Annotated in this window: 11 protein-coding genes; 5 read left to right on the top strand and 6 right to left on the bottom strand. The window is 52.7% G+C overall.

Annotation, left to right across the window (positions count from 1 at the left end; all coding sequences use genetic code 11):
• Positions 1 to 3 precede the first annotated feature (3 nt).
• The gene (locus IVG45_RS13845) at positions 4 to 180 is read left to right on the top strand and encodes a heavy metal translocating P-type ATPase metal-binding domain-containing protein (protein ID WP_196434395.1); all 177 of its coding nucleotides are present in this window, start codon (positions 4 to 6) and stop codon (positions 178 to 180) included.
• Positions 177 to 713 (top strand): hypothetical protein, encoded by a 537-nt coding sequence (locus tag IVG45_RS13840; protein WP_196434394.1) that lies wholly within the window; start codon positions 177 to 179, stop codon positions 711 to 713. Before IVG45_RS13845 ends, IVG45_RS13840 begins: the two co-directional genes overlap by 4 nt.
• A 345-nt stretch (positions 714 to 1058) precedes the next feature.
• On the opposite strand, the gene IVG45_RS13835 is transcribed toward IVG45_RS13840, so the two are convergent.
• The 3 genes from IVG45_RS13835 to IVG45_RS13825 form a co-directional block, all read right to left on the bottom strand.
• Positions 1059 to 1838 carry a hypothetical protein gene (locus IVG45_RS13835; protein ID WP_196434393.1) on the bottom strand — a complete coding sequence of 260 codons (780 nt, stop codon included), beginning with the start codon at positions 1836 to 1838 and terminating at the stop codon, positions 1059 to 1061.
• A 739-nt stretch (positions 1839 to 2577) separates the two neighbouring features.
• Entirely contained in the window at positions 2578 to 3990 is a 1413-nt protein-coding gene (locus IVG45_RS13830) for a DUF6513 domain-containing protein (protein WP_196434392.1), read from the bottom strand.
• Positions 3987 to 4526, bottom strand: coding sequence for a flavoprotein (locus IVG45_RS13825; RefSeq protein WP_196434391.1), 540 nt, complete (start codon positions 4524 to 4526; stop codon positions 3987 to 3989). Before IVG45_RS13825 ends, IVG45_RS13830 begins: the two co-directional genes overlap by 4 nt.
• A gap of 69 nt (positions 4527 to 4595) precedes the next feature.
• On the opposite strand from IVG45_RS13825, the gene IVG45_RS13820 reads away from it, so the two are divergent.
• Complete coding sequence (locus tag IVG45_RS13820; protein WP_196434390.1) at positions 4596 to 5183, top strand: Uma2 family endonuclease; 588 nt, start codon at positions 4596 to 4598, stop codon at positions 5181 to 5183.
• A gap of 34 nt (positions 5184 to 5217) precedes the next feature.
• A complete protein-coding gene (locus tag IVG45_RS13815; RefSeq protein ID WP_196434389.1) occupies positions 5218 to 6852 on the top strand; it encodes a MinD/ParA family protein in 1635 nt (544 codons plus the stop codon).
• A gap of 35 nt (positions 6853 to 6887) precedes the next feature.
• Here the strand turns inward: IVG45_RS13815 and IVG45_RS13810 are convergent, their stop codons facing one another.
• Both IVG45_RS13810 and gshA read right to left on the bottom strand, forming a co-directional pair.
• Positions 6888 to 7610 carry a phosphoadenylyl-sulfate reductase gene (locus tag IVG45_RS13810; protein WP_196434388.1) on the bottom strand — a complete coding sequence of 241 codons (723 nt, stop codon included), beginning with the start codon at positions 7608 to 7610 and terminating at the stop codon, positions 6888 to 6890.
• Entirely contained in the window at positions 7607 to 9193 is a 1587-nt protein-coding gene (gshA, locus tag IVG45_RS13805; protein WP_196434387.1) for a glutamate--cysteine ligase, read from the bottom strand. Before gshA ends, IVG45_RS13810 begins: the two co-directional genes overlap by 4 nt.
• Positions 9194 to 9268: 75 nt before the next feature.
• Here gshA and recQ point away from each other — a divergent pair, with 75 nt between their 5' ends.
• Positions 9269 to 11425, top strand: coding sequence for a DNA helicase RecQ (gene recQ, locus IVG45_RS13800; RefSeq protein ID WP_196434386.1), 2157 nt, complete (start codon positions 9269 to 9271; stop codon positions 11423 to 11425).
• On the opposite strand, the gene IVG45_RS13795 is transcribed toward recQ, so the two are convergent.
• Positions 11418 to 11864 carry a DUF1249 domain-containing protein gene (locus tag IVG45_RS13795; RefSeq protein WP_196434385.1) on the bottom strand — a complete coding sequence of 149 codons (447 nt, stop codon included), beginning with the start codon at positions 11862 to 11864 and terminating at the stop codon, positions 11418 to 11420. The genes recQ and IVG45_RS13795 overlap by 8 nt on opposite strands.

Genomic DNA, 11864 nt, shown 5'->3' with positions numbered 1-11864 from the left:
ACGATGAAAAAAGAACAATACCCCTGCGATCTATGCGGTCAGCCAGTGAAAGTCTCCGGCTTTGAGCTGGACATTCCCGGCGGCCCGAAAAAATTTTGCTGCGCGGGTTGTGTCAGTATTTATCAATTGCTCAATCCCGAGCAAAATTCCACCCACTCTTCAACGGAGAACATTTCATGAAAGCCTGCGAATCCTGCGCCGAGCGTGTCAATATCGGTTGTCATCATCAACAGATGCCGGTTTGGTCCCGAGCGGTTGGTCTGTTGTTTATCTATTTACCGATTCTGACCCTGCCGTTTGTGATCACCAGCGCTTACTTGACTTATTTCAGTCTGAAGCTGGTAGGGGCGCAAAACGTCAAAAAATGGAGCGATTTTCTGCCGGATAGGGCCAGCCACCGTTACAGCATGAAAAATCAAATCGTGATGGGCGGTTCGTTCAAACTGAGCATGGCGCAATCGAAACTGTTCTGGATATTGAATTGCACCTGGTATTGCCCATACAGCGTCGGCCTATTCGAGTGGCACGCTTACATGGTGAAAGTCGTGGAAAACTGGTGGTGCCCGTTCGGCCATAGCCGCAAAAATAGCTATAACGACGGTGCGATCGACCAATCCTTCTGGCATATCTATCCGGAAGAAAAAGCCAAATTGACCGAGGAAGACAAAAATAATCCTATTTTTACGGTTGACGCGGACAAGGCTGGAGAGTAATAGCGGCGAAATCCGAGGGTAAGCGCCGAGCGCCCTCGGATGAGGTTAAACAAGTTTTGCCGCGTGTCGCCGAAAAGTGGGGCGGAAAAAAGCGTGTCCCGCCGGTTGGCGGCCAATCAGGTAGCGGCTATGTGCGAAAATCTGGTTGGCAACGATTGCTCGGGGAGTTGAGTTAGTACATCGGTCCTCTGTCGGCCATACCTGTCGTAGAAGGATCTTCTGTCACCGACTTCAATCTGGCCCATTGCCGACAATCTAAGGGTTTGCTTCAAAATCGAGAGTAGGGTGCGCACCACGTATCTTGTGGGCTGATCTTTTAGATCCTTCGTCGTATTATGCTATTGCTCAGCGCATGCTACGGCCATTAGCTTTGTTAGAAGCTGTACTTTTCTTTTTAGGCTTATGTTCCTTATTTTCCAATGCGGCCTTGAAAAATGGAAAGCCAAGAATCGTTCCGAGCAAACCAATCACCGCGCCAATAAGTTTGAATAGGGCATCCTGCGTTGGAGTCAGTCCGAGGTCGGTCCGAACGTCCACATCCATCCCTATTTCAGTTTTTGACTGCTGTCCGATTTTCAAAAGCGATTGTAATCGAGAAAGGTTTGCCGAAAACACGTCGCTGCCTTCGACAACTAGCTGAAGGGATTGCGTTCCTGCGCTTTTTGGTTTCACAGTCCATACCCATTCAATAGTTTCTCCCTCTTTTTGAATTTTACCTTGGGGTTCGATATCAAAAGCTACTGATCTTAGCTCAGCATTAGCCTTTATCAGTCGGGGTGAACTCGAATTAAAATGGCACATTACCTTAAGCTCTGGATCCAACAGGATACTAAAAACTAGGCGGGGACTGTCAGATGCTTTAATTTTACGTTGGAAATCTAACTTGTAAATTGCGTCTCGACCTATCTGCGTGGCTTCACAGAGATCATCAGGAGATGCTGCATAACCGATAGGTTGAGTTGAAGCTGTTTGTTTCGCGAAGTCAGCAACCGGAGGAGCTAGGAAGAAAGATAAAACCCATGGCAGAAGTAAGAACATAGCCGCGCTTGTTCCTGTTCCAAATATACATATAGCGACTATGCTGGTTGACTTTAGGTTTTTGTATTGTTCAAGAAAATTTCTCATTTTCTGCGCCGGTCAAATTGTAATAAGAGGTGCTAAATGACGTAACGTTTTGCGTAAATTTTTATCTTCTCCCTGAATCCGTGTTCACACCTGCCGATACATATCCCGGTTCCTAATTTGGACATTTTTTGAGATCTGAGTGCGGGAGCACTTGTTTTTAGATCACAAAAGCCGTGTCGCTAACACTCAGTTCTTGGGTGGTGAGCAACAACCCGGTCTATCAACTTGTCCCGTAGCGTTTATCGCGGTTGTGGCGCCACCGTCGCTGCAAACATTCAAAAACCTTCGCGACTGCCGATCCTTGCCCTAAATCCAGCCACCATTGACGGGCGTTGCGAATCACTTGCGCCGCGTGGTACATAATTTCCTGCATGACAGCACATAGAATGATGACATATAGGTCGGCTTTATGGGAAGCATTTGCCATTTCGCAATATGGCGGGTAAGTCAGTTTTGGGTCGTTTTTTGCTGGTCAACCCATCGATATTTTGTTCATGGTCCATGGCAGTTCTTAGGCTCCTGCAACGTGAGCCGCTAGGCAAAGATGGCTTGCTGGAACGGTATTTTGCACAGCACTCCCACGCTCGCCAATACCATGGATGTTGGAGTCAAAATCAACCATGACGCTAAAATTCGGCAATCCCTACCAGATGACGATTAAGAGACCATGTCTAACCAGCAGCGTGGAGCATGGGGATCATGAAAGGCCAGAAAACGCCGGGCAAATTTTCCGTTTTCATTAATCTCCGTTTTCATCCTCATGACGCTTTTTCAGCGTGCTGCCGGCTGGCTTGAAGGTATGCAAATCCGCTTCCGTTTCCACGCCTTGCGCGGCGCAGCCCCAATTGAGTTGTTGGTCCTGGGTGAATCGCTTGCCCAGTTGCCAGGCAATTTGTGCCCTGGCTAGCTCCACGCCCAGATAAAAGGCATGGCCGCCGTCGGTTTCGACGCCCAGTTTCGGGTACAAATCGAACGGGTCTTGCGCGCTATGGAAGCCGTCGCGGTTGAAGACATGCAAACCTTCGCTGCTGGTCTGAATCCGGTAGCTGGGGTCGCGGATTTCGGCGGCGATGGCTTCGATTTCGTCGAGCCGATACGGGAACGGCGCGGTGTCATGCACGGTGAGCAAATCGGCCGAGATATGCTTGGGCAGACAATTGGCTTGCTTGGCGGCGTACATGATGCGGCGGGCGCGGTCGGCTTCCTTGATCGCGCGGCAAGCATGTTGGCTGACTTCGGTGGCCAGGATGTGATTGATGTTCAGTTCGGAACAAATCCCCAGCAATAACGCATTCATGCCGGATGTGTCGGCATGGGTCAGTTCGGTGAGGTTGCCTACGCCCGTCATCATCTCTACCTCGGGATAGCGCTGACGGAACTGGTAATTGCGAACGATGGATTCGGTGAAACCGAAATGAATGGGATCGAGGATCGGGTCGACGATGAAGGCTTTATTTTTGCGTTGCAAAGTCTCGATGACGCTATCCAGGCAGCTCAAGTCGCCATGCGCTTGCGGGATGATAATCGGCGTTGCCGCCACCTCGTCCGCTATCCACAGACTATTCGAGGTCAGACTGAGCATGTAGTCGGCGCCGGCCTTGCCGCCGGCCAACAAATCGCTGTCTTCCAATGAATCGATGCTGACCGTGAAGCCTTCCTGTTTCAGCGCGCGGATACAGTCGGCCAGATGCGGAAACGGCGTACCCGGCAGGCAGCCGATGTCGATCACATCGGCTCCATTGGCTTTGTAGTAATAAGCCCGCCGCATGATTTCGTCGACGCCGATATTGGGGGCGTCGACGATTTCGGCGAAGATTTTGGTTTGGTACTGGCTGAGATCGTAATGATGCGCATCCTTGCCGAAATATTGCGGTAGGTCCTTGACCTCTTCCGGGCCACGTTCCACCGGCACGCCCAGTTGCTCGGACAAGGCTTCGATGTCGCCCCGGCAGCGCCCCGGAATCACGATGCGGGTGGCGCCTTCGGTATCTTTCAGGCGGCGGCCTATCATGTCGGTGGTCATCAAGGCGGCGACCTTGACGCCCATTTCCTTGACCTTGTAATAAAAATCCGGCTCCATCGCCGCCAGAATCTGGCGGAGTTGTTTTTCAGCCAGTTTGCCGGTCAAAAACAGGATGCGTTCTTCGTTCATGATAACGAAGCCAGGCGATGGCTGACCGCGGCTTTCAATTCGGTTACGCTTTCCACCACCTGAGTGTAAGGGAAGCTTTTGATTTTGGCGGTGGCTTCCAAATCGATCGGGCGCGGATAGACCATAACTTTTTTATGGCCGGGGGCCGTGGTTTCCATTTCGGGAGCGATGTCGCACGGATAGACGATGCTAGGCACACGGCATTTGCCGGCTTGCGAATACAGGTTGGTAACCAGCGAGTCGGCGATGCCCAGCACGCATTTGGCGATGGTGTTGGAGGTAGTCGGCGCCATCACGAAGGTGTGGTAATAGCCCTTGTAAAACAAGCCCACCGGCGGCGCCGAAGCGGCCTTGTCGCGGTATACCGGCAGTTTGTTCTTGATGTCGTTTAGATTGACGCCATACATTTTTAGCACCTCTTCACCGGCCTGGCTCAGATACAAGTCGACATTATCCAGGCCGAGCATGAATTCGAGACATTCTTCGATATAATGTCCGGAGCCCGTGATGGCCCAGGCAAGACGCGGTGGTTTCATGATTTTAAGGGTTGAGCGAAGGATGGGGCATTATAACCGAGCCGGCTCAACATTCGGCGTGGAGGCGCAATGGCTTTACATCGGTCTAAACAGGATTGGATTAGTCAGGAAGAGTATTTGGCGGGCGAATTGATCAGCCAGGTCAAGCACGAATATGTCGATGGCGATGTTTATGCAATGACGGGCGCCAGTCTGAATCATAATCGTATCATTGGTAACCTATTTGCAGGCTTACGCACGCATTTAGCCAATATGCCTTGTGAGGTTTTTACGTCCGACGTCAAAGTCAAGGCTCAAAACAACTTCTTTTACCCCGATCTGCTTGTCGATTGCGAACGCAAACATGGCGATGCCTATTTCACCGAGTCGCCGCTGATCGTCGTCGAGGTATTGTCAAAATCAACCCGTAAGCTCGATCAAACCTTGAAACGCTTGTCGTACCAAAGTCTACCCAGCCTGCGGGAGTATGTGCTGATCGAGCAAGAGTTTGTCGATGTCGAGGTTTGCCGGCGTGACAACCACTGGCAATCCGAACATTATTACCTAGGCGATCAGGTCTATTTGGCGGCGGTGGATTTATACTTGCCGGTCGAGGCCATCTACGCCAGGGTGGCCAACGAAGACATGCAGGCATTTTTACAATCAGCCTCGGAATAAACCCAAAGATCCGAACCCAATGGTTTAAACACAGATGACTATGGAAAACCTGAATTTTGCACGGCAATCCTTGCCGACCGAGGCCAATCGCTCCCATGTGTTGGTGTTCACCAGCGGCAAGGGCGGCGTCGGTAAAACCTGCGTAACCACTAATGTGGCGGCTGCCTTGGCGCAGCGCGGGGCGAGGGTATGTATTTTCGACGCCGATACCGGTTTGGCAAACATCAATATTCTATTGGGATTACGCCCGGAACATACCTTGGAACAGGTGCTGAATGGTGAAAAAACCATACAAGACATCGTAATTAAAACCAGTCAAGGTATTTCGGTGGTGCCCGGCGCTTCCGGCGTGGCCGAACTGGCCAATATGAGCGCCGATAAAGTAAAAAGATTGTGCGAGGCATTGGTCGAGCTGGAAGCCGAGTACGATTATTTTTTGATAGATACCGCCGCCGGCGTGGCCGATAGCGTGTTGCAGTTTATCGATGCGGCGCCCTATACGTTTTTACTGATTACGCCGGAACCGACTTCGCTGACTGACGGTTTTTCGTTGTTGAAGCTGCTAAATGCCCGAAATTATAACGGCCGCTTGCGAGTGGTGGTGAACATGGCGGCGGACTATCCGAATGCGACGGAAACCTATCGGCGCTTTGCCGCCGCCGTCGATAAATACCTGGAATTGAAGGTCGAGTATGGCGGATTTGTTGCTCGCGATGACACGGTGCTCCAATCGGTCACGCGGCAAATTCCGGTGGTCGATTTGGCCGGCAACGCGCCCGCCAGCCGCTGCCTTTTCGCCTTGGCCGATAACATGTTGAAGTATATAGGCAACAGCGAAACTGAAATCGGACTGGCGGATTACTGGAGAAATTTTTTACAAGAAAGTCCGGCGGATCAGTCGGACGAGAGTGAAAATGCCGAAGCTTTGGTCCTTGATTCCCGGTTGGCTGTAATCGATAGGAGCACTGTTCCGCTACCGATCGATGCGCTAAGCCGCCAACTGTTGGCGGCCATTAAAACCGAATCAGCCGATAGGGACGCATTGGAAAGCTTTGTCGCTGATTTTACCTCGGCCTTTGTGGATCAATTCGGAAACTTTCCGCACATTTTTCGCCAGTTACTGTTTCGGTGGCTGGAAGCGGAAAATTATGAGGCGCCGCGGTTGCTGGAATTAATGGGAACGTTGGAATCCTTGTATCTGACCCGGTATCAGCAGCCTATGCACAGCCTTGAGGATAGCGCGGCGCGTTTAGTGGCTCAATGCCGGGGTTCGGAAGCCGATTTGCGGGACTTGATCAAGCAGTTACGGACAGCTTGTCGGCAATCGTTTCAGATTGACCCGGTCGATGCAAGGCAGGAGGTGCTGGACAGCATAGGCAAATACGACTTTAGCGAAGAAGATTTTCAGCAATTGTTGGACTCTTTGGGGCAGGCGTTTCAAAGCCGTTTTAAACGCCCATATCAGGGGCAGAGCGATTTATTGCTGGAATCAACCGCCGAATCCTTGGCGGCGCTAGCGGACGATGAGAAAATATTGCAGGAGCAAATCGATAGCCTGACCGGCAGTTTTCAGCAATTGAACGCCCGGCGCGAGGCATTACGGGCGGCGATCATTAGTGGCCAGCAAGGTGCCATGCCGTTCAATTCCAAAGCTTCGGTTGAATACTAGACAAGTAGCCTCGATTCTACTGCGTTGTACCGAGGCTACTTTTTGACATTCCCGGCATGCAAGCCGCATTCCTTCTTCGCCGCATCCTCCCACCACCAACGTCCGGATCGTTCATGCTGATTCGGCAGCACGGGTCGGGTGCAAGGTTCGCAGCCTATGCTGATATAGCCGCGGTGGTGTAATTCGTTAAATGGCACTTGGTAGGCTTCGATGTAGTCCCACACCTGAGAGGACGACCAGTTCAGTAGCGGGTTAAATTTGATCAGCTGTTTGTCGGGGCCAGAAAAACCTGCATCCAACTGTACTACCGGAATGTCGGCCCTGGTATCCAGGCTTTGGTCCTTGCGTTGACCGGTGATCCAGGCGTCCAATGTCGCCAGCTTGCGGCGCAATGGCTCGACCTTGCGGATGCCGCAGCATTCTTGATGGCCGTCTTGGTAAAAGCTGAATAAACCTTTCCGTTTGACGAAGGCATCCAAGACTTCGCGGTCCGGGCTCAAGATGTCGATGTCGATTTGGTAATGCTTGCGCACTTGTTCGATGAATCGGTAGGTCTCGGGGTGTAGGCGGCCGGTATCCAGCGAGAAGACTTGGATGTCCTTGCGGATTTGCATCGCCATGTCGATCAGCACCACGTCTTCGGCGCCGCTGAACGAGATGGCGATGTTGTCGAAATTGGCCAGGGCGGTTTTCAGGATGGTGCGGGGATTTTTGCCTTGCAGTTCTTTTTGTGCGTTGGCGAGGTCGAATGCGGTCATGATTGTGAAAAGTAACGGGTCAGAAAATCGTCAAAAGTCAGGGTGTCGGCGGCTTCGATCTCGGTCTGTTTGCGCAAGGACGCATCGGCCATATCGGTGAATTGTTGTTGCACTTGCGAGTCCAGTGGTTGAGCCAGAAAATAATTTTTATGCAGAGCGGAAGTATTGCTGGCGAAACAACCGAATTCCTGAGTGTTGTGCGTCATGCAGGCCAGGATATGGGCCGACGGCGTTAAAGCCGGATTGTCGATCATGGCCTGTTGCTGTTGCAAGGCCAGTTGATAGGGTTTGTCCACGCTGCCTTGATCCAATAGCGCGCAAATCGGTTGCATGCTATCCAGTATTTGGTGGGCCCAGTCTCTAAGGCTGATGGTCTGGCCGTTTTTACTGAGCATCAATCCCGGCTTGCGGCCCTGATTGGCAACCAGTAACTGATTGCTGTTGTTGATTTGGAATTCTTCCTCGGCCTGCGGCGGGCTGTCGTGCAATAAACAACTCAATAAAAACGCTTCGATGAAGCGGGCGGTACTTTCCTCGATGCCGATCGGGTTAAACAGGTTCAAGTCCAGCGAACGCATTTCCACATACATCACGCCCCGCCGTTTCAAGGCCAGCGTCGGCTTTTCGCCCGATTCGGCGATTTGTTTGGGGCGCATGGTGCTGTAAAACTCGTTTTCGATTTGTAGAATGTTGGCATTCAGTTGCTGATATTCACCATCGACCTTGACGCCGATTTTTTCGTAGTCCGGATATGGCGTATTGATCGCGGCGCCAAGGCTTTCGACATAGCCTTCCAGCGAGTTGTAATCGATTTTCAGTCCCGCCTGGTTTTTGCTTTTGTAGCCGATGTCGCTCATCCGCAACGAGGTGGCGTAGGGGTGAAACAGAGTATGGGCGTCGAATTCCTCGAATTCGTCCATCAACCGCGGGCGGCTTTTGAAAAAGCTTTTGCAAATCGCCGGCGAGGCGCCGAACAGATAGAGCATCAACCAGCCTTGGCGCTGGAAGTTGCGGATCAAGCCGAAATAACCGTCGGCGATAAAGCTTTGCAGCGAGCCCTGATTGCCAGCTTGCCGGTGCAGCATGGGCCATAAAGCCTGCGGCACCGAGTAATTGAAATGGATGCCGGCGATGGCTTGCATGGTACGGCCGTAGCGATGCCAGAGACCTTTGCGGTAAACATGCTTCATTTTGCCGACGTTGGAACTGCCGTATTCGGCGATCGGCACGCTCAAATCGCCATCAATGCCGCAGGGCATACTGGTGGCCAGCAGCATTTCGTCGCCCAGTCGCGGATAGACGAATTGATGAATCCGGTGCATGTAACCCAGGGTTTGTTTGACGTCGGCAAATGGCGGCGTGATGAATTCCAGCAGCGCTTCCGAATAGTCGGTGGTGATATAGGGGTGGGTCAGCGCCGAGCCCAGGGCTTTGGGATGAGGGGTTTGCGAAATCACGCCGCGGCGGTTGATGCGTAGGCTTTCTTTTTCGATGCCCTTTAGGCCCAACTGCAGCAGGTGGTGCAGGTTGTTGTCGATCAGATATTGCAGACGTTTCGGTAAGGCGTTGTTTTGACTGTTCATGAATGAGACATGGATGAGGCAAGAGCGGCACGCGAGTGCTGATATAATTGCCGCATTATATAGGGTCATACACCATTGCAGAAACAATATCCAACTATCGCCGATGATGCCGCCGCGCTAAGGGTTTTACGCACGGTGTTCGGCTATGCCAGTTTTCGCGGACAACAGCAAGCGATTATCGAGCAATTGATCGGTTGCCGCGATGTGCTGGTGTTGATGCCGACCGGCGGCGGCAAGTCCTTGTGCTATCAGATTCCGGCGTTGGTGATGGACGGCGTCGGTATCGTCATTTCGCCGTTGATCGCGTTGATGCAGGATCAGGTTAGCGCCTTACATCAGTTAGGGGTGAAGGCCGCATTTCTGAATTCGACTTTGTCGCTGGAGCAGGTCAGGGAGACCGAACGACAGTTACTGAACGGCGAGCTGGATTTGCTCTATATCGCGCCGGAGCGGCTCAGCAACAGCCGCACCCAGGCCTTGTTCGGCCGCTGCAAAATTGCCCTGTTTGCGATCGACGAGGCGCATTGCGTGTCGCAGTGGGGGCACGATTTCAGGGCGGATTATCTGCTGTTATCGGTCTTGCACGAGCAGTTCCCGCGGGTGCCGCGTATCGCCTTGACCGCGACCGCCGACGAACGCACCCGGCAGGAAATCATCGCGCGCCTGGCGTTGGAAAATGCCCAGGTGTTTGTCAGCGGATTCGACAGGCCCAACATCCGCTACCGCATCGTGCAAAAAGACAATGCCCGCCAACAATTGCTCGGTTTCATCCGTAGTGAACATGCCGGAGATACCGGTATCGTCTATTGCCTGTCGCGCAAGAAAGTGGAAGACACCGCCGACTGGCTGAATCAGAAAGGCCTGCGCGCCTTGCCTTACCACGCCGGCATGAGCAACGAACAGCGTCAGAAAAATCAGCACCAGTTTTTGATGGAAGATGGCTTGATCATCGTCGCCACCATCGCTTTCGGCATGGGCATCGACAAACCCAATGTGCGCTTCGTGGCGCATCTGGATTTGCCCAAAAGCGTCGAAGCCTATTATCAAGAAACCGGTCGAGCCGGGCGCGATGGGCTGCCGGCCAATGCCTGGATGGCCTATGGTTTGCAGGACGTGCTGACTTTGCGGCAGATGCTGGCTACGTCCAATGCCGACGAGACCCACAAACGCATCGAATATCACAAACTGGATGCGATGCTGGCTTTATGCGAGATGGTCAGCTGCCGGCGTCAGGCTTTGCTGGCTTATTTTGGCGATGTGTTGGAACAGGGTTGCGGCAATTGCGACACCTGTCTGGAGCCGGTCGCGACCTGGGATGGCAGTCTCGCCGCGCAACAGGCCTTGTCCTGTATTTACCGCACCGGCCAGCGTTTCGGTGTGACCTATCTGGTCGATGTGTTGCTGGGTAAAAGCGATGAGCGTATCAAACAGTTTGGCCATGACAAGCAATCGACTTTCGGTATCGGCAAGGCGCTGGACGAGAAGCAATGGCGCTCGGTATTTCGACAGTTGGTGGCTAAGTCGCTGGTGGAAATCGATTATGAAGGGCACGGTAGTTTGAAGTTGACCGATGCCTGCCGGCCGGTATTGCGCGGCGAACAAACCTTGATGTTGCGCAAGGATGTGCAGATGCCTAAATCCGGACGGGAAAAATCCGAAAAACGCCAGCCCGGCAACAGTGCCGACAGCGCGCTATGGAATGCGCTACGGGCTAAACGCAAGCAGTTGGCCGATGAGCAGGATGTGCCGCCGTATGTGATTTTCCACGATGCCACCTTGATGGCGATGGTGGATGTTCGGCCGCGCGATCATCGGCAATTGGCCATGATTTCCGGTGTCGGCGAGCGCAAGCTGGCGTTGTATGGCGATGAATTTTTGGCGGTTCTGGCCGAATTTGACGACGAGGGGCATTCATCGGCAACCGATAACGTCACCGAAACGCTGGATTTGTTCGGTTTGGGGTATAGCGTCGAGCAAGTCGCTCAGCGGCGCGGCTTGAAGGAAGATACGGTTTATACGCACTTGGCCAAGGGCCTGGAAGCAGGTAGCGTGCGGTTCGAGGATGTATTGGCGTTATCGGCGCGAGAAATCGCCGACATCGAAGCCGTGCTGTTGGCGATGCCGGAGCAACAGCGCAATGCGCTAAAACCGGTTTATGAACAATTGGGTGGAGCTTACAGCTATGGCCTGCTGCGTTGCGTCAGGGCGGCATTGCAGCGTAGGATTAAATAAGGCAATCGGCCGTGCTGGAGAAGTGATATTCGGTTTTCAAACAATGATCCAGCCATTTTTGCAGAAAGTAATTCAGGCGCCATTTGTACTCCTGAATTTCCAGCGCCCGCCCCGGATTTTGATAAACCCTATCCACGGCCGGACGGTCGTTGTCGCGTATCACTTCCGCCAGTTGCGCATCCAGATAAATCCGGATTTTAACCGCCGGCGCTATCAGTTTCGATAACGGTTGTTCAAAAAAATGGCTCAACTCTATCGTCAAGGTATAGGGATTGCGTTCCAGTATCTCCAGATGCAGGGCAGGCTTGTTTGGGCCGCGGCCTATCGCGGCTTTGTCCAGCAAACGTAAGTTGGGAATCAAGCGAAACAGTTTCTGGTAATTGGATTCGCAGATTTTCTCCAGACACAAGGAGGTGTTGACCGGCCTGAGCTGGCTCAT

The organism is Methylomonas sp. LL1, from assembly GCF_015711015.1.
Classification (GTDB): Bacteria; Pseudomonadota; Gammaproteobacteria; order Methylococcales; family Methylomonadaceae; genus Methylomonas.
This window is presented reverse-complemented; position numbering and strand designations above follow the sequence as displayed.

What these genes read in the sequence shown, in the direction of transcription:
- IVG45_RS13845 (WP_196434395.1), top strand. Translation starts at nt 4, where the DNA reads ATGAAAAAAGAACAATACCCCTGCGATCTATGCGGTCAGCCAGTGAAA.
- IVG45_RS13840 (WP_196434394.1), top strand. Translation starts at nt 177, where the DNA reads ATGAAAGCCTGCGAATCCTGCGCCGAGCGTGTCAATATCGGTTGTCAT.
- IVG45_RS13835 (WP_196434393.1), bottom strand. Translation starts at nt 1,838, where the DNA reads ATGAGAAATTTTCTTGAACAATACAAAAACCTAAAGTCAACCAGCATA.
- IVG45_RS13830 (WP_196434392.1), bottom strand. Translation starts at nt 3,990, where the DNA reads ATGAACGAAGAACGCATCCTGTTTTTGACCGGCAAACTGGCTGAAAAA.
- IVG45_RS13825 (WP_196434391.1), bottom strand. Translation starts at nt 4,526, where the DNA reads ATGAAACCACCGCGTCTTGCCTGGGCCATCACGGGCTCCGGACATTAT.
- IVG45_RS13820 (WP_196434390.1), top strand. Translation starts at nt 4,596, where the DNA reads ATGGCTTTACATCGGTCTAAACAGGATTGGATTAGTCAGGAAGAGTAT.
- IVG45_RS13815 (WP_196434389.1), top strand. Translation starts at nt 5,218, where the DNA reads ATGACTATGGAAAACCTGAATTTTGCACGGCAATCCTTGCCGACCGAG.
- IVG45_RS13810 (WP_196434388.1), bottom strand. Translation starts at nt 7,610, where the DNA reads ATGACCGCATTCGACCTCGCCAACGCACAAAAAGAACTGCAAGGCAAA.
- gshA (WP_196434387.1), bottom strand. Translation starts at nt 9,193, where the DNA reads ATGAACAGTCAAAACAACGCCTTACCGAAACGTCTGCAATATCTGATC.
- IVG45_RS13795 (WP_196434385.1), bottom strand. Translation starts at nt 11,864, where the DNA reads ATGAGCCAGCTCAGGCCGGTCAACACCTCCTTGTGTCTGGAGAAAATC.